The organism is Limnohabitans sp. T6-5, from assembly GCF_003063315.1.
Taxonomy (GTDB): domain Bacteria; phylum Pseudomonadota; class Gammaproteobacteria; order Burkholderiales; family Burkholderiaceae_C; genus Limnohabitans_A.
In genome coordinates this window covers 865,758-882,115 of the sequence record NZ_NERV01000002.1, presented here as the reverse complement: position 1 = coordinate 882,115, position 16,358 = coordinate 865,758, and the positions used below count along the sequence as shown (strand labels likewise).

The window sequence follows — 16,358 nt, the reverse complement described above, 5'->3', positions numbered from 1 at the left end:
GACAGGTTCAGCGGTCGAGCACGATGCGCAAAACGGCTTCAGGCAAAGGTATTTTTCTTTGGGCCAGTACACGACCTTGAGGATGTGCAGACAAATCGACTTGCCAACCTGGCGCATTCGCCGCACGACCAGCCAGCCATTCAAACAAGGCAGAGACGGGCAGTGCGGTTCCAGTCAGTTGCTCACTCAAGGATTGCAAGTTTGCGCTGTGTGTGCGTTGCCCGTTTTGCTCCAGCCAAGCGCTATGTGGCGTCCAGCTCAACATAGCCAAGGTCGTGCCGATGGGGCTGAGCAGCAGCATGTCCCCTTGCTCTGCAGATCCCTGTAGCTCGAAACTGACACTCATTTGTTGGGCAGGATCAGACTGAATCTGTATAGCCATTCGCCCTGACCAGTAAGCGCCGCTGGGGGCAGGCATTTGGTGTGTGGCGCAACCCGCCAACCACAAGGCAAGCAAGGCGCTCAGGCCAAGCCAGGCCAGGCCCTTGAGCATCGGTGACCTCATGGTTTGAAGTTGAACCGTTTGATGGTCTCTTGCAGGGTTTCGTTGCCCGCTTTCAGTTGCAGACCTTCGCGCCAGATGGCTCCGGCTTCTTGTGTTAGTCCCATGTTCCAGAGGACTTCACCTAGGTGTGCTGCAATTTCTGCATCCTGACGCGCTTTGTAGGCTGCACGCAAAATTTCCAAGGCTTCTGCGTGGTTGCCTTGCCGAAAGGCAACCCAACCGAGGCTATCCTGGATAAAAGCATCTTGTGGAGACAGTGCCGCGGCTTGGGTAATGAGCATGCGTGCTTCATCGAGCCTGAGCTTACGGTCAGCCAAAGAGTAGCCCAGAGCATTGAAGGCATGGGGTTCTTTGGGATTGCTTTTCATGATTTGCCGCAACAGGGCTTCCATCTCATCGAATTTTTTGAGCTTTTCGCAAATAAGGGCCAACTCCGTTTGCAATTCTGCATGGTTGGGTGATGCAGCCAATGCGGTTTTCACGAGTGAATAGGCTTGCTCGGCCTGTTGGTTTTCGCGCAACCATTGCGATTGAGCCAAGCTTTTCTGCAGGGCTTGCTCAGGTGTGGTGGTTTTAATTTGTGCCAACACTTGACGTGCTTCGTCAAGCCGACCTTCCAGGGACAGCAACTCGGCTTGTCGACTGGCCAGTTTGATGGGATCTGCACCGACAGGCATTTGGGCCAGCCATTGATGGGCGCGGCCCAGGTGTCCTTGCCGTTGTGCGATTTGTGACAACGCAAACAAGGCTTCAGTGCGGCCCGCTTGATGTTCAGGGTCTTTGTTTTGAGCAGTCAGTCGAACATATTGCTGCAGCCGTGATTCGGCATCGGTGGCTTGGTTGTTTTCAAGCAGCAGCAAACCATGCACCAGCCAGCCATCGAAAAATTCGGGAAATTTCGTGTTCAGCAGGCTCAGTTGTGCCAGAGCTTCAGGAGTCTGCTGCAATGCGATCAAAGTGCGCGCATAACCCAGACGCAATGGCGCGGAGGTGTCCTGCTTCATCGCTGCATCCAGCAAGGGTTTGAGTGTGTTGCTGGAGGTGCTCATCAGGCTGAGCGACAAGATCAAAGGGCCCTGTGCATGAGGGTCAGCCGTATGGCCTTTGACCGCGGCGTCTACGGCTTGTGGTATTTGGTTGGCATCGCGACGCATGCGCCCGATGGTTGTCCAGGCACTGGCGGCGGTTTCCGGTCTCTTGAGTGCTTTGGCCAAGGCTTTTTCCACCACATCCGCAGCCAAGGATTTGTCCTGTACACGCCCAAAGACGCCGGGTACTGACGCAATGGCTGGTGCTTGCTCAGCCAATGGCAATTCATTGATTGACACAGCTAGGGCATGACCTGCTTCTTCTATTCGGTTGAGTGCCAGCAAAATTTGCAGAATGTAGCGATTGGGCTCCGTCGCTTGAGACAGTTCTTTTTTCCAGGTTTGTGCAGCTTGTAATGCGGCCTCTCCGGATCGAGCTTGCAGGGCAATGTCTACTGCCCGTTGAAAAAGTGCCGGGTCGCGTGTTTTACGCGCTGCATCCAGCATGATGGAAAACCCGCTGCCCGCAGAGCCTTCCCGGACATTCAACTCGCCGAGCAACACCTGATAAAACAAAACCGCGTCCAACGCTGAGCGCTCTGGCAGTTTGTCCGCTTGAGGCGCGGCAGATTGGGCCAAAGCACCAGTGATGCAAGAGGACAAGACAGCAAGTTGATACCAGAATTTCATGCAGACGATCATAATCCAGTCACTCTTTTGACATGCGCACGAGAGGCGGATATCCGCCTCTTGATCTGGAAAAAACATGCCCGAGCTCCCTGAAGTTGAAGTCACTCGTCGCAGCTTTGTCGACCGCATCGTTTCATCTACGATCCTGGATTTGCGCTTGGGCAAGCCCTTGCGCTGGCCTTTGAGCATCTCCGCTCAAAGCTTGGTCGGACGGCAAGTGCTTGCAGTCAGGCGCCGGGGCAAATACCTTTTGCTGGACTTGGACGAAGGCTTGTTGCTGTTGCACTTGGGCATGTCAGGCAGTTTAAATTTTTCGCCAAGCCAGCCTGTGGCAGGTCCCCATGACCACATGGATTTGGTGACCACTCAGGGTGTTTTGCGTTTGCACGACCCCCGCCGATTTGGTGCGGTGGTCTGGGCACCTTCGGAGGTGTCGCCTCAAGCTCAGAAACTGTTGGGACATTTGGGTGTTGAGCCCCTCGACGGCGGTTTTGATGTTGCTGAGTTTGGCCAAGCGCTCAAGAAACGCCACGCAGCCATCAAGCAGGTCTTGCTGGCGGGTCATGAAGTGGTGGGGGTCGGCAACATCTATGCATCCGAATCACTGTTCATGGCAGGCATTCGCCCGACCGCCCGGGCTTCACGCTTGTCCCGGCCCCGCGTGGCCAAATTGCATGCGGCCATCATTCAAGTGCTGACCCGTGCCGTGCAGCAAGGCGGCAGCTCCTTGAAAGACTTTGTGAATGCCGAAGGCCGCACCGGTTATTTTCAGCTGGAGGCAGCGGTTTACGGTCGCGCGGGAGAGCCCTGCCGCATGTGTCACACACCCATTCGATCCATGCTGCAAGGTCAGCGTACCACTTTTTACTGCCCAACATGTCAGAAACCGTGACCCCATTTCCTGCAGATTTTGCCGATCACATGGTGCGTTGGCAACGCCTGCATGGGCGGCAAAGCCTGCCTTGGCAAAACACGCAAGATCCTTACCGGGTCTGGCTGTCCGAGATCATGCTGCAACAAACCCAAGTCAGCACCGTGCTCGATTACTTTGCGCGGTTCTTGAGCCGATTCCCGGATGTGGCCGCGCTGGCTGCGGCCGAGCAAGACGATGTGCTGGCTTTGTGGAGTGGTCTGGGTTACTACAGCCGTGCCCGCAATATGCACCGCTGTGCACAGGAGGTCATGAGCCGATTTGGCGGCGAGTTTCCACGGCAGGCCCAGGACTTGGAAACTTTGCCGGGTATCGGTCGTTCTACGGCCGCAGCGATTGCGGCGTTTTGTTTTCAGGAGCGTGTGGCCATTCTGGATGGCAACGTCAAAAGGGTTCTGACCCGTGTTTTGGGTTTTGCCGATGATTTGGCCGTCTCCAGGCATGAGCGTCAACTCTGGCATTGGGCTGAAAAATTGTTGCCCAAGCAAGCGGCCGATATGCCCCGTTACACCCAAGCCTTGATGGATCTGGGGGCCACATTGTGTTTGCCGCGCAAAACGCAATGCGCTACGTGTCCAGTTCATCAGATGTGCAAGGCTCGGGCGCAAGGAGAACCCCTCGCGTACCCGGTCAAAACTCGCAAACTCAAACGCAGCAGTGCGACGCTTTGGCTCTTGTGGGCCGAAAACTCATTGGGCCAGGTGTGGTTGCAAAAGCGGCCACAAAACGGCATATGGGCAGGTTTGTTCAGTTTGCCGGTGTTTGATTCAGAAGCCCAATTGTTGGCCGCTTGGCCGCACGGACAAGACGCACAGTACGTTGAGCCCTGGAAGCATGTGCTAACGCATCGGGATTTGCATTTACATCCGGTGCGATTGAGTGGTTCAGTGCCTGCCCCATTGGGTGACGGACAGTGGATTGACGCGACCGATTGGCCAGAATTGGGTTTGCCTGCGCCCATACGCACTTTGTTGTCCAGTCGCTGAATTACTGGTTCCCTTTTTTCCCAGAATGGGTAATGCGTGAGCAACGGGTTCTTGCGCCAAGCAGTGACAGTTGCCCACAGGGCGCGTTGTCAGCGCGCATCCAGCTCCCGATGCCGTTTGAGTGTGAGCCAACGCGCCCCAAAGTTTTTGGCCAGTTGTTCCACCATGAACACAGAGCGGTGTTGCCCGCCGGTACAACCGATGGCAACGGTGACATAACTCCGGTGATCCCGCTCGATCGCAGGAATCCAATGTTTCAAGAAGCCTTCGATTTGCAACTGCATTTGCACAAACTCTTCCGATTGGCGAAGGTAGTCTTGCACCGGTGGATCTTGTCCCGTCAGGGGTTTCAAGGCACTCTCGTAATGGGGATTGGGCAGCATGCGAACGTCAAAAACGTAGTCTGCATCGGTGGGAATGCCCCTCTTGAAGGCAAAGGATTCGAACACCAGCGTCAATTGGGCCAGGGGAGCAGTCACCAGTGTCTTGATATAGGTTTGCAGTTGCGCCGAACGCAGCAAACTGGTGTCGATGACGTGTGCCATATCTCGCAAATTGGCCAGCAATTCGCGTTCAAATTCAATGGTTTCAAATAGCGCTTTGTCGTTTTGGGGTTTGTCTCCCCCTGACAATGGGTGTTTGCGCCGGGTCTCTGAATAGCGCCGCTGCAAGGTGTCAGAGGTTGCGTCCAGAAAAACCGATTTCACGGTCATGCCCATATTGCGCAAAAGGCCCATTTGCTCGGGCATCATGTGCAGCGAATTGGCACTGCGCACATCAATGGCGATGGCCAGGCGTTGCTCCTTTTGCTGTTCTTCGAGTTTGACGAAAGAAATCAGCAGTTCGGGCGGCAGGTTGTCGACACAGTAGTAGCCAGCGTCTTCAAGCGCGTGCAGTGCGACCGATTTGCCAGAGCCGGACATGCCGGTGATCAAAATGATGTCCATGGTTACTTGGATGGGGTTTTGCTGCTTGGGGCTGCGGTTTCGGGTTGGCCGAGCATTTCCCGGGCATGGGCCAGGGTTGTTGCAGAGCGCTTTTCTCCGCCGAGCATGCGGGCTATTTCGTTCACACGTTCTTCGTTGACCACGTTGCGCACCTGACTGCTGATCTGGCCATTGACAGCAGCCTTGCTGACCAGCAGATGGTGATCGGCACAGGCAGCCACCTGCGGCAAGTGGGTCACAGCCAAAACCTGGCGGTGCTGGCCCAGTTGTTTCATCAGACGTCCGACGGTCTCTGCAACCGCACCTCCCACGCCAGAGTCCACCTCGTCAAAAATCAGCGTTCCGGCTTCTCCCAATTCGCTGGTCGTCACGGCAATTGCCAGCGCGATGCGAGACAGCTCGCCGCCCGAAGCGACTTTGCCCACGGTCCGGGGCGTGCTGCCCTCGTGGCCCGCCACCAGGAAACTGACTTCTTCCAAACCGTGCTGTGCTAGCGTTTCGAGTGTTTGCAGGCTGACTTCAAAGCGACCCCCTTGCATGCCCAGTTGTTGCATGGCTGCGCTGACCGCTTTGGCCAGAGGGGCAGCTGCATTTTTGCGTTGCCTGGAGACTTGTTGTGCTAATTGAATACAGATTTTGTGCGCTGCTTGCTCGGCCTTTTGCAGGCTGTCCAGGTCGACAGCCGCGTCCAGCTTGGCCAGTTCATCTCGCCATGCAGACAGCGTCACAGGCAAGTCTTCGGGTGTTCTTTTGTAGCGGCGTGCCAGTGACAACCACATGCCCATGCGATCGTCGAGCTGGGCCAAGCTTTGTGGGTCCAGATCGGTTTTGCGCAAATAGCTGTGTAGGCTGTGTGCCACGTCTTCTGCCTGGGCTTGGGCCGACATGAGCACATCGGCGAACGCATTGAATTCAGGCTCCACATGGCCGAGGGATTGCAAGCACTGAATGGCCCGTGACAATTCGCTCAGCGCGCCACCTTCTTCTTCACCTTCCAGCCAGATGGCTGCCTGGTTAGCGCCATCCATCAGGGCTTGCGCATTGGCCAGTCGGCTGTGTTGGGTACTCAGCTCCTCCCACTCGCCTTTGGCTGGATTGAGTTTTTCGAGCTCCCCGATTTGCCAAGCCAGGCGTTCGCGCTCATGGGTCAGCGTGCTTTGCGCTTTTTGTGCATCAGTCAGCGTTTGCTGGGTCAGTCGCCAAGTTTGCCATGCGGCTTTCAGGGGTCGGATGTCTGTTCCTGCATAAGCGTCCAACAAGCCCCGTACTGCATCAGGACGGGTCAGGCTTTGCCAGGCATGCTGGCCATGGATGTCCAGCAGGTGCTCCCCCAGCTCCCGCAGTTGCGTCGCGGTGGCTGGGCTTCCGTTGATCCAGGCCCGGCTTTTGCCTGATGCATCCACAGTGCGCCGCAAAAGCAAAGTGAAGTCGGCCTCAAAACCTGCTTCTTGCAGCCAGATTTGCACGGCGGCAGGTGTTTCGAATTCAGCGCAAACTTCGCATCGGCTAGCACCTTCGCGCACCACGCTGGATTCTGCTCGGGCGCCCAGTGCCAATTGAAGGGCATCGATCAGGATGGATTTGCCAGCCCCCGTTTCGCCTGTCAAGACGCTGAAACCACTGCTCAAATCCAGTTCCAGCTCGTGCACGATCACAAAATCGCGCAGGGTGATGTGCGTCAGTGCCACAGCAGTCAGGCTCCTTCATTCCAATGCATTTTTTTACGCAAGGTGTCGAAATAATTCCATCCTTCGGGATGCAAAAACCGCACCGTGTGCTCTGAGCGGCGAACCTTGATCTGGTCACCGATCATCAAGTCCGCCAGTGATTGCATGTCGAAATTTGCGCTGGCGTAGCGACCTGACACGATTTCGATGTTGATTTCGGAGGATTCAGGCAACACGATGGGCCGATTGGACAAGGTATGTGGCGCAATGGGCGCCATGACCCAGCCGCCAATCGACGGGTGCATCAAGGGGCCGCCCGCAGACAAGGAGTAGGCCGTGGAACCTGTCGGCGTGGCAATGATCAAACCGTCGGCCCGTTGATTGGAAACAAAACGGCCGTCGACACTGACCCGCAGCTCCAGCATGCCCGAGGTGCCGCCCCGGTTGACGACCACATCGTTCATGGCCAGAGCACTGAACACACAGTGTTGATCTCGCATGACCTCTGCGTGCAGCAAGCTGCGGTCTTCGGTCTGATGCCGACCTTGCAACATGGGCTGCAAAATGTCCTGATAGGTCTGAATCGGGATGTCAGTGATGAAGCCCAAGCGGCCTTGGTTGATGCCAATCAGCGGCAAACTGTACCGTGCCATTTGCCGCCCGATGCCCAGCATGGTGCCATCGCCACCGATGACCAAGCCCAAATCGCATTGAGCGCCAATGGCGGGCATGTCCAGCGTTGGGTAGTGGCTCAAACCAGTGTGCAGCGCTGTTTCTTTGTCCAGCACGACTTCGCAGCCTTGCCGGATCAAAAATTGGGCGACATCGTCCAAAACCTGGCGCGAACTCTCCAGAGCACCCCCGGTGACGGTGGCGTGGTATTTGCCAAAAAGCGCAACGTGACGGAATTTGGATCTCATGTCGCAAATTACATCATTAAAATGAACCAATGCTCGATGATCGCGCCAAGTTATTGCTCAAGGCCCTGGTGGAACGCTACATTGCGGACGGCCAACCGGTGGGGTCTCGCACGCTCTCAAAAGCATCAGGATTGGATTTGTCGCCAGCGACCATCCGCAACGTCATGGCCGATCTGGAGGAGCTGGGCCTGATCGCCAGCCCCCACACTTCTGCGGGGCGCATCCCCACTACACGCGGCTACAGACTGTTTGTGGACACCATGCTGACGGTTCAGCGTGAACGCTTGCAAGCCCCCGCCCTGACGCCCGACCAACCACAAAAAGTCATTGCAAGCGCGGCCAATTTATTGTCCAGCCTGTCGCAGTTTGTGGGGGTGGTCATGGCGCCCAAACGGGCATCGGTGTTTCGGCACATTGAATTTTTACGATTGTCCGAGCGACGATTTCTGGTGATCATCGTCTCGCCCGAGGGAGATGTGCAAAACCGCATACTGTTCACGGAAACTGACTATTCGCAAAGTCAGCTGATCGAAACCTCCAACTATTTGAACACCCATTACGCCGGTATGGCCATTGAACAAGTGCGAAATCGTGTGCAGCAAGAGCTGGTCAGTTTGCAGGGCGAAATTGCCGCCTTGATGCAGGCGGCGGTTCAAGTCAGCACAGAGGCCTTGACTGAAGACCATAAGGAAGTGGTCATTTCGGGCGAGCGTAACTTGTTGTCAGTCAGTGATTTCTCCAGTGACATGGGTCATTTGCGGCGTGCTTTTGAGCTCTTTGAGCAAAAAACCCAGCTCATGCGTTTGCTGGATGTGTCCAGCCAAGCCGAAGGCGTGCGCATCTACATTGGTGGCGAAAGCCAGATTGTTCCCCTGCAAGAGCTGTCCGTCGTCAGCTCACCCTACGAAGTGGATGGTCAGGTGGTGGGCACCTTGGGTGTTATTGGCCCCACCCGCATGCCCTATGACCGGATGATCCAGATCGTCAACATCACCTCACGCCTGGTTAGCAATGCTTTGAGCCAGTCCAAATAAAACAAGCTCCAAGGCCACTACAATCTCGACTTCGGTTGGGGCGTTAGCTCAGTTGGTTAGAGCAGAGGACTCATGAAAATTGTGCACCGAGGTAGGAAACTCTTCGTGTGAATGGCGTCAAATTCGGTGAAAGCTAAGTGCAGTGATGCATAAGCCAATGCCGAGCCAAGCTTCAAGTGGAAACGCTTGTTGAAGGTGTAGAGACTAGACGGCGCCCACCTAAAGCGAAAGCCAAGGTGAAGGCATAGTCCAGGGAGTAGTGAAAGCTACACAAACCAGAATCCTTTGGTCCACGGTTCAAGTCCGTGACGCCCTACCATTGAGGATGGAAAAAGAGGTCGCTATGGCGACCTCTTTTTGCTTCTGGTTCATGCGGGCATGGAATCAATGGCCAGTTTGCTGAAAACGGTCTGATTGCGCCGGATGGTTTCGTAGCATTCACACGACATGCTCAGCAAGCGTGCTTTGTCTACGACCTTGAGTTTTCCTCGTGTGCAGGCGATGGCACAGAAAGCAATGAGTTTGCCCATCACCATGGACACAGATTCTCTACGTACCCCCAACATCCGTGCGATTTCGCCTTGTGTGATGGTGATTGAGTCACCATCGATTTTGTCCAGCGTGGTCAGCAGCCATTTGACGACTTGCTGCTCAATGCTGTGATATCTGGCGCAAACGGAACTTTGGGCCATTTGCATGATTTGCTCTCTGGCTGCACTCAACAAGATGCGCATCAGGCTTTCTGTCCGCATGAATTCCAGGTTGAGCTCATTAACGCTGAGCCGATAGGCAAAACCGGAGCATCGAACGTAGGCACGGTTAAAACTTCGCGGATTCCCCAAAACGCCGATCCCGACCATGCCATCTTTGCCAATCATCGCAGTGTCGGCGGTGTATCCATCGGCCAATGCAATGGTTAATGAGACGATGCAATTGGTTGGAAAATAAACATGCTGGATGTTTTCTCCCATGTCAAAGAGTTCTTGCCCTGCGCTCAGAGATCTCAGTTCCAGACAAGGCACCAGTCTCTCGTAGTCTGGTGGAGGCAATTGGGCTAACAGTTTGTTGTTTTTAGGTGTTTGCACTAATAAATCTGAGCATGGAAGGGCCTGTTTCAATATAGACATCTGCCACATGTTTGTCTGTTTGATATCGCACATAGTCAGAATTAACGAAAACCCAGTGGTGGATTAGATCGTGATCGCTTTAGTCAGTCAGAGACTTTTGAGACTTATGGCACAGTACGGGCATGATTTATCCAACCATTGAAGATGCGATTGGCAAAACCCCTTTGGTGGCTTTGCAGCGAATGGGGGCGGCTGATCTGGCAGTCCGAGGCAACGTGATTTTGGGCAAGCTCGAAGGCAATAACCCCGCGGGGTCGGTGAAGGACCGACCGGCCTTGTCCATGATTCGGCGTGCAGAAGAACGCGGCGAAATCAAGCCGGGCGATACGCTGATTGAGGCCACTTCGGGCAACACCGGCATTGCCCTGGCCATGGCTGCGGCCATCAAGGGCTACCGCATGATTTTGATCATGCCCGAGGACTTGTCCATTGAGCGTGCCCAGACCATGAAGGCGTTTGGCGCCGAGTTGATCCTCACCCCCAAGAGCGGTGGCATGGAATATGCCCGTGATCTGGCCGACAACATGGCGGTGCAAGGCAAGGGGCGCATCCTGGATCAATTTGCCAATGCGGACAACCCACGCATCCACTACGAGACCACTGGCCCCGAGATCTGGGAGCAGACCGGCGGGCGCATCACGCATTTTGTGAGCGCCATGGGCACCACCGGCACCATCACCGGCGTGTCGCGCTTTCTCAAGGAAAAAAATCCCGCCATCCGCATCATCGGCGCCCAGCCCAGCGAAGGCTCACGCATTCCGGGCATTCGCAAGTGGCCACAAGAATATTTGCCCAAAATTTATGACCCCGCTGGGGTGGATGAGCTGGTGTATGTGAGCCAAAGCGACGCCGAAGAGACGTGCCGACAGCTGGCGCGCACAGAAGGTATTTTTGGTGGAATTTCCGCCGCAGGTGCCTGCTGGGTCGCGCAGGAGATTGCAAAAACGGCACAAAACGCGACCATCGTGTTCATTGTTTGCGATCGCGGTGATCGCTATTTGTCCACAGGCGTGTTTCCCGCCTGAACCCAGGATGCTCCATGGCTGAATTCCGTTTTTGTCCGAAGTGCGCCACCCCATTGGCCTGGCTCTCTCAAATGGAGGACGGCGGCGAGACTTTGCGTCTGCGCTGCACGGCCTGCGATTTCACGCATTGGAACAACCCCACCCCCGTGTTGGCGGGCATCGTGCAGGTGGGCGATCAGATTTTGCTGGCCCGCAATGCCGCCTGGCCAGGGCGTCGCTTTGCCCTGATCACAGGCTTCATGGAGGCCGGCGAATCGCCCGAAGAGGGCATTACGCGCGAGATTGCCGAAGAAACTAACCTGAAGGTGTCGGCCCTCAAGCTGATTGGGGTGTACGACTTTCAGCGCATGAATCAGGTCATCATCGCTTACCACGCCGTGGCCGAGGGCGATGTTCGCCTGTCCCCTGAATTGGCCGAATACAAGATGTTTGATGTTCAGGACCTGATTTGCTGGCCTGCAGGAACGGGCTATGCCTTGGGGGACTGGTTGCGCAGCATCGGGGTTGAGCCGACCTTCATGAGCTGGGCTGACCGAGAGGCACAAAGCCAAGAGTCGAATCAGGAAACATGATGCAGATTGACAAAGAAATTGACACCAGCGGCCTGAATTGCCCGCTGCCCATCCTGAAAGCCAAAAAGGCCCTGAATGACATGACAAGCGGTCAGGTGCTCAAGGTCATCGCCACTGACCCCGGTGCCTGGCGTGACTTTGAAGCCTTTGCCCGGCAGACGGGCAATGAACTGGTCATGCAGGAAAAGACCGAAACCAACTTTGTGTTCGGCCTCAAGCGGCGCTGATTGCAAGTCATTGTCGGGGTCTTCGACCTGCGACCTGCAAAAATCTGAGCCTTCGTCAGTCCGCAATTGAAGCGCCCGGACCTGTCGCAGGTCGGCACTCGAAGAGTCAGACACGTGCGGCAAAGTGGCCGCAAGGTTTGATCAGAGGCTCAAACCCTTCAGATAATCACGAAACGCAGCGCCCACTTGCGGGTGTTGCAAGGCCAATTCCACGGTCGCTTCCAGAAAACCTTCCTTGCTGCCGCAGTCGTAGCGCTTGCCTTCGTACTGGAAGGCGTACACCGCCTCGCGCTGCATCAGGCGGGCAATCGCGTCGGTGAGCTGGATCTCGCCGCCCACACCCGTGGGCTGGTTGCGGATTTCGTTGAAGATGCCTGGTGTCAGGATGTATCGACCCGCCACGCCCATGCGTGAAGGTGCTTTATCGGGACTGGGTTTTTCGACGATCTGCTCGACGCGGATCAGCTGACGACCGGCTGATTCACCCGCCACGATGCCGTAGCGTTTGACTTGGTCGAGTGGCACTTCCTGTACAGCCAGGATGGAGCGTCCTTGTTGCTGGTAGGCGCTGACCATCTGGCCCAGTATCGAGGGACTTCCCGTTTGGCTCACCATCAAGTCGTCAGCCAGCAGCACGGCAAATGGCTCATTTCCTACCAGCGGCTCGGCGCAGAGCACCGCGTGCCCCAAGCCCAGCATGCGGTTTTGGCGCACATAGGCGCACACCATGTCGTCGGGCTGCACCGAGCGCACCAAGGCGAGCAATTCGTCCTTGTGCGCGGCTTCGAGTTCGCTTTCGAGTTCGTAGGCCGTGTCAAAGTGGTCTTCGATGGCGCGTTTGCTGCGACCCGTGACAAAAATCATGTGCCGCACGCCTGCGCTGTAGGCCTCTTCCACCGCGTACTGGATCAGCGGTTTGTCCACCACGGGCAGCATCTCTTTAGGCGCGGCTTTGGTGGCGGGCAAAAAGCGGGTGCCGAGTCCGGCCACGGGGAAAACAGCTTTGCGGATAACTTGATTGCTCATGGCGGTTCCTTGATGACGGGAAAACTGTTCAGTCCAAACGTTGCAATTGTTGACGGATTTTTTCCACCGTGGCAGTGAAGTCGGCCACACGTTTTTTCTCTTGCTCAATCACAGCGGGCGGGGCTTTGGCCACAAAAGCTTCATTGCTCAGCTTGCCGGTGGCTTTTGCGATTTCACTTTCCAGGCGGGTGGCCTCTTTGGTCAAGCGGGCTTTTTCAGCAGCCACGTCCACTTCCATGAACAGGCACAGGCGCGCTTCGCCGACCACGGCCACGGGCGCGGCTTGTGCAGCAGCCGCCCACTCGGCTTCGGTGTCAAAAACCTTGACTTCACTGAGCTTGGCCAGCGATTGCAACACCGGCGCCACGCTTTGCATGAAGGCGGTGTCGCCCAGCACATACATGGGCATGCGGGTGGCTGGCGAGACGTTCATCTCGCCGCGCAGGTTGCGGCAGGCATCCACCAGGGTCTTGAGCTTGGCCACATGGGCTTCGGCTTGCGCATCAATGCGCTCGGGTTGGCTCACGGGGTAGGCCGCGATGCTGACCGATTCGCCCGGGCGACCTGCGACCACCGAGACTTTTTGCCAGAGCTCTTCGGTGATGAACGGAATGATCGGGTGCGCCAGGCGCATGATGACCTCTAACGTCCGAATCAGGGTGCGGCGTGTGGCGCGTTTTTGCGCGTCATTGCCGGTGTTGATCTGCACCTTGGCAATTTCGAGGTACCAGTCGCAGAACTCGTTCCACACGAAGTCATAGATCGTGTTGGCGACGTTGTCCAGGCGGTACTCGGCAAAGCCCTTGGCCACGTCGGCCTCGACGCGTTGCAGCTGCGAGCTGATCCAGCGGTCGGCTTGGCTGAAAGCCAGGTAGCCATGCACGGGGCCGCCCACTTCGCACTCGGCTTTGGTGTGCTCTTTCAGGCCGCAGTCCTGGCCTTCGCAGTTCATCAGCACAAAGCGGGTGGCGTTCCACAGCTTGTTGCAGAAGTTGCGATAGCCCTCGCAGCGTTTGGAGTCGAAGTTGATGCTGCGGCCCAGGCTGGCCAGCGCCGCAAACGTGAAGCGCAGCGCGTCGGCACCGTAAGCCGGAATGCCTTCGGGGAACTCTTTTTCGGTTTGCTTGCGCACCTTGGGGGCGGTTTCGGGCTTGCGCAGGCCTTGGGTGCGTTTGTCCAGCAGGGGTTCGAGCGTGATGCCGTCGATCAGGTCGACGGGGTCGAGCACGTTGCCTTCGGACTTGCTCATCTTCTTGCCTTGGGCGTCGAGCACCAGGCCGTGGATGTAGACGTGTTTGAACGGCACTTTGCCGGTGAAGTGCGTGGTCATCATGATCATCCGGGCGACCCAGAAGAAGATGATGTCGTAGCCGGTCACCAGCACGGAGGAAGGCAGGTACAGGTCGTAGTCAGGCGTCTTCTCAGGCCAGCCCATGGTGCTGAAAGGCACCAGCGCCGACGAGTACCAAGTGTCCAGCACGTCTTCGTCGCGCTTGAGCGTCTTGCCAGGAGCCTTGGCCTGCGCTTCCGCCTCGTTGCGTGCCACGTACACATTGCCGTCTTCGTCGTACCACGCCGGGATCTGGTGGCCCCACCACAGCTGGCGCGAGATGCACCAGTCCTGGATGTTTTTCATCCACTGGTTGTAGGTGTTGACCCAGTTCTCGGGCACAAAACTCACTTCACCAGACTGCACCGCGTCGATGGCTTTTTGGGCGATGCTCTTGCCGGTTGCGTCGCCTTTGCCGACCTGGTTCATGGCTACAAACCACTGGTCGGTCAGCATGGGCTCGATCACCTGGCCGGTGCGGGCGCAGCGGGGCACCATCAGCTTGTGTTTTTTGACTTCGACCAATGCACCTGCGGCTTCCAGATCCGCCACCACGGCTTTGCGGGCCACAAAGCGGTCCAGGCCTCGGTATTTTTCGGGGGCATTGCTGTTGATGGTCGCGTCCAGGTTCAGCACGCAGATCATCTCCAGCTTGTGGCGCTGGCCGACTTGGTAGTCATTGGTGTCGTGTGCCGGCGTGACCTTGACCACGCCGGTGCCGAAGGCTTGGTCCACGTAGTCGTCCGCAATCACCGGGATGGTGCGGCCGCACAAAGGCAGGTTCACTTGCTTGCCGATGAGGGCACTGTAACGCTCGTCCTCGGGGTGCACCATCACGGCCACGTCGCCCAGCAGGGTCTCAGGCCGGGTGGTGGCCACCGTGAGGCTGCCACTGCCATCGGCCAGGTCGTAGCGGATGTGCCACATCGAGCCGTCTTCTTCTTCGCTCTCGACTTCGAGGTCCGACACCGCGCTCATCAGCACCGGGTCCCAGTTGACCAGGCGCTTGCCACGGTAAATCAGACCCTGTTCGTAGAGCTGCACAAAGGTTTCGGTCACGGTCTTGGACAGCTTGGGGTCCATCGTGAAGTATTCGCGGCTCCAGTCCACGCTGTCGCCCATGCGGCGCATCTGGCTGGTGATGGTGCTGCCGGACTCTTCTTTCCACTCCCAAACCTTGGCCACAAAGTTCTTGCGGGCTTCGGCAGGTGTGGGCCCCATGTCGTGGCGGCTGATGCCTTTGGCTTGCAGTTGGCGCTCCACCACGATTTGCGTAGCGATGCCCGCGTGGTCGGTGCCCGGAATCCAGGCGGTGTTGTGGCCCAGCATGCGGTGGTAGCGGGTCAACGAGTCCATGATGGTCTGGTTGAACGCGTGGCCCATGTGCAGGGTGCCCGTCACGTTGGGCGGGGGCAGCTGGATGGCAAATGCGGGTGCGCCGTCTTTGGCGGCTTGGGTGCCACGGAAACCGGCCACGCCGTAACCGCGCTTTTCCCACTCGGGGCCCCAATGGGCTTCCAGGGCGGCGGGCTCGAACGATTTGGACAGGCTGTTCAAACCGGGTTGTTCGATGGGGGTAGCGGGGGCGTTGCTCATGGCGGCAGTCTTTGAATAAAAAGAAACGGCATCTCTGCAGATGCCGTGGCGGACTTCAACAGTCGGAATGGGCTGATTTTAACGAGTCAGGCGGATGCCAAGCCCTGTTCAGAGCCCCAGCAGCGCGCGGTCACCTTGCCCTTGGCGCAGCACTTCGGGCGTGTTACCCGTCATGTCGATCACCGTGGTGGGCTCCAGCGAGCAAGCGCCCGCATCAATCACGGCCCCGACCTGGTGTTCCAGACGTTCGCGGATCTCTTCGGGATCGTTCAAAGGAAGCGCTTCGCCCGGCATGATGAGGGTGGCCGCGAGCAGGGGGGCGCCATGCAGTTCCAACAGCGCTTGCAAGACCTTGTGCTCGGGCACGCGCAGGCCAATCGTCTTGCGCTGTGGGTGGCTGACCCGGCGTGGCACTTCCTTGGTCGCTTCCAGAATGAAGGTGAACGCGCCGGGCGTGGCCTGCTTGATGGCGCGAAACTGCCGGTTGTCCACTCTGGCGTAATTGGCCAGCTCGCTCAGGTCGCGGCACAGCAGTGTCAGGTGGTGCTTGTCATCCACCCCACGGATGCGGCGCAATTGGTCGGCGGCATTTTTGTCGTCCAGATGGCAGACCAGGGCGTAGCTGGAATCGGTGGGCACCGCCAGAACGCTGCCCTGGTTGAGCAATTGCACCGCTTGCTTGAGCAAACGGGCTTGCGGATTGTCGGGGTGAACGCTGAAAAACTGTGCCATGGCGATATTGAGGAA

At 57.2% G+C, this 16,358-nt stretch carries 15 protein-coding genes; 6 read left to right on the top strand and 9 right to left on the bottom strand.

All coding sequences use genetic code 11. The annotated features are described in order from the left end of the window. Nucleotides 1-7: 7 nt before the first annotated feature. Both B9Z51_RS09915 and B9Z51_RS09910 read right to left on the bottom strand, forming a co-directional pair. Nucleotides 8-505: a lipoprotein insertase outer membrane protein LolB gene (locus B9Z51_RS09915; RefSeq protein WP_108374123.1), complete on the bottom strand. Its 498-nt coding sequence runs from the start codon at nt 503-505 to the stop codon at nt 8-10. Beyond that, a complete protein-coding gene (locus B9Z51_RS09910; protein WP_233254899.1) occupies nt 502-2,388 on the bottom strand; it encodes a lipopolysaccharide assembly protein LapB in 1,887 nt (628 codons plus the stop codon). Before B9Z51_RS09910 ends, B9Z51_RS09915 begins: the two co-directional genes overlap by 4 nt. On the opposite strand from B9Z51_RS09910, the gene mutM reads away from it, so the two are divergent. Beyond that, nucleotides 2,300-3,115 (top strand): bifunctional DNA-formamidopyrimidine glycosylase/DNA-(apurinic or apyrimidinic site) lyase, encoded by an 816-nt coding sequence (mutM, locus tag B9Z51_RS09905; protein ID WP_108374119.1) that lies wholly within the window; start codon nt 2,300-2,302, stop codon nt 3,113-3,115. The genes B9Z51_RS09910 and mutM overlap by 89 nt on opposite strands. After that, on the top strand, nt 3,100-4,140 hold the full coding sequence (gene mutY, locus B9Z51_RS09900) for an A/G-specific adenine glycosylase (protein ID WP_108374117.1): 1,041 nt from the start codon (nt 3,100-3,102) through the stop codon (nt 4,138-4,140). Before mutM ends, mutY begins: the two co-directional genes overlap by 16 nt. 89 nt (nt 4,141-4,229) lie before the next feature. Here mutY and rapZ read toward each other — a convergent pair whose 3' ends face one another. From rapZ to B9Z51_RS09885, 3 genes are read right to left on the bottom strand one after another with little or no spacing between them, the layout of a single operon-like run. Then, a complete protein-coding gene (gene rapZ, locus B9Z51_RS09895; RefSeq protein ID WP_108374115.1) occupies nt 4,230-5,087 on the bottom strand; it encodes an RNase adapter RapZ in 858 nt (285 codons plus the stop codon). Between the two features lie 2 nt (nt 5,088-5,089). After that, entirely contained in the window at nt 5,090-6,775 is a 1,686-nt protein-coding gene (gene recN, locus B9Z51_RS09890; protein ID WP_108374113.1) for a DNA repair protein RecN, read from the bottom strand. A gap of 5 nt (nt 6,776-6,780) precedes the next feature. Further along, entirely contained in the window at nt 6,781-7,674 is an 894-nt protein-coding gene (locus B9Z51_RS09885) for an NAD kinase (RefSeq protein WP_108374111.1), read from the bottom strand. A gap of 29 nt (nt 7,675-7,703) precedes the next feature. On the opposite strand from B9Z51_RS09885, the gene hrcA reads away from it, so the two are divergent. Further along, nucleotides 7,704-8,708: a heat-inducible transcriptional repressor HrcA gene (hrcA, locus tag B9Z51_RS09880; RefSeq protein ID WP_108374109.1), complete on the top strand. Its 1,005-nt coding sequence runs from the start codon at nt 7,704-7,706 to the stop codon at nt 8,706-8,708. Nucleotides 8,709-9,076: 368 nt separating this feature from the next. Here the strand turns inward: hrcA and B9Z51_RS09875 are convergent, their stop codons facing one another. Then, on the bottom strand, nt 9,077-9,844 hold the full coding sequence (locus B9Z51_RS09875) for a Crp/Fnr family transcriptional regulator (RefSeq protein ID WP_233254898.1): 768 nt from the start codon (nt 9,842-9,844) through the stop codon (nt 9,077-9,079). Nucleotides 9,845-9,957: 113 nt separating this feature from the next. Between B9Z51_RS09875 and cysM the strand changes: the two genes are divergently transcribed. The 3 genes from cysM to B9Z51_RS09860 are packed head-to-tail and all read left to right on the top strand — an operon-like array spanning nt 9,958 to nt 11,659. After that, a complete protein-coding gene (cysM, locus tag B9Z51_RS09870) occupies nt 9,958-10,860 on the top strand; it encodes a cysteine synthase CysM (RefSeq protein ID WP_108374105.1) in 903 nt (300 codons plus the stop codon). A gap of 14 nt (nt 10,861-10,874) precedes the next feature. After that, a complete protein-coding gene (locus B9Z51_RS09865; RefSeq protein WP_108374103.1) occupies nt 10,875-11,432 on the top strand; it encodes an NUDIX domain-containing protein in 558 nt (185 codons plus the stop codon). Next, complete coding sequence (locus tag B9Z51_RS09860; protein WP_199227501.1) at nt 11,432-11,659, top strand: sulfurtransferase TusA family protein; 228 nt, start codon at nt 11,432-11,434, stop codon at nt 11,657-11,659. Before B9Z51_RS09865 ends, B9Z51_RS09860 begins: the two co-directional genes overlap by 1 nt. 141 nt (nt 11,660-11,800) lie before the next feature. Here B9Z51_RS09860 and galU read toward each other — a convergent pair whose 3' ends face one another. The 3 genes from galU to B9Z51_RS09845 all read right to left on the bottom strand — a co-directional run bounded on the left by galU (nt 11,801) and on the right by B9Z51_RS09845 (nt 16,343). Beyond that, nucleotides 11,801-12,685 (bottom strand): UTP--glucose-1-phosphate uridylyltransferase GalU, encoded by an 885-nt coding sequence (gene galU, locus B9Z51_RS09855; protein ID WP_108374099.1) that lies wholly within the window; start codon nt 12,683-12,685, stop codon nt 11,801-11,803. A 28-nt stretch (nt 12,686-12,713) separates the two neighbouring features. Further along, nucleotides 12,714-15,611 (bottom strand): valine--tRNA ligase, encoded by a 2,898-nt coding sequence (locus B9Z51_RS09850; RefSeq protein WP_108374097.1) that lies wholly within the window; start codon nt 15,609-15,611, stop codon nt 12,714-12,716. A 108-nt stretch (nt 15,612-15,719) separates the two neighbouring features. Then, a complete protein-coding gene (locus B9Z51_RS09845; protein ID WP_108374095.1) occupies nt 15,720-16,343 on the bottom strand; it encodes an L-threonylcarbamoyladenylate synthase in 624 nt (207 codons plus the stop codon). Between the last annotated feature and the right edge of the window lie 15 nt (nt 16,344-16,358).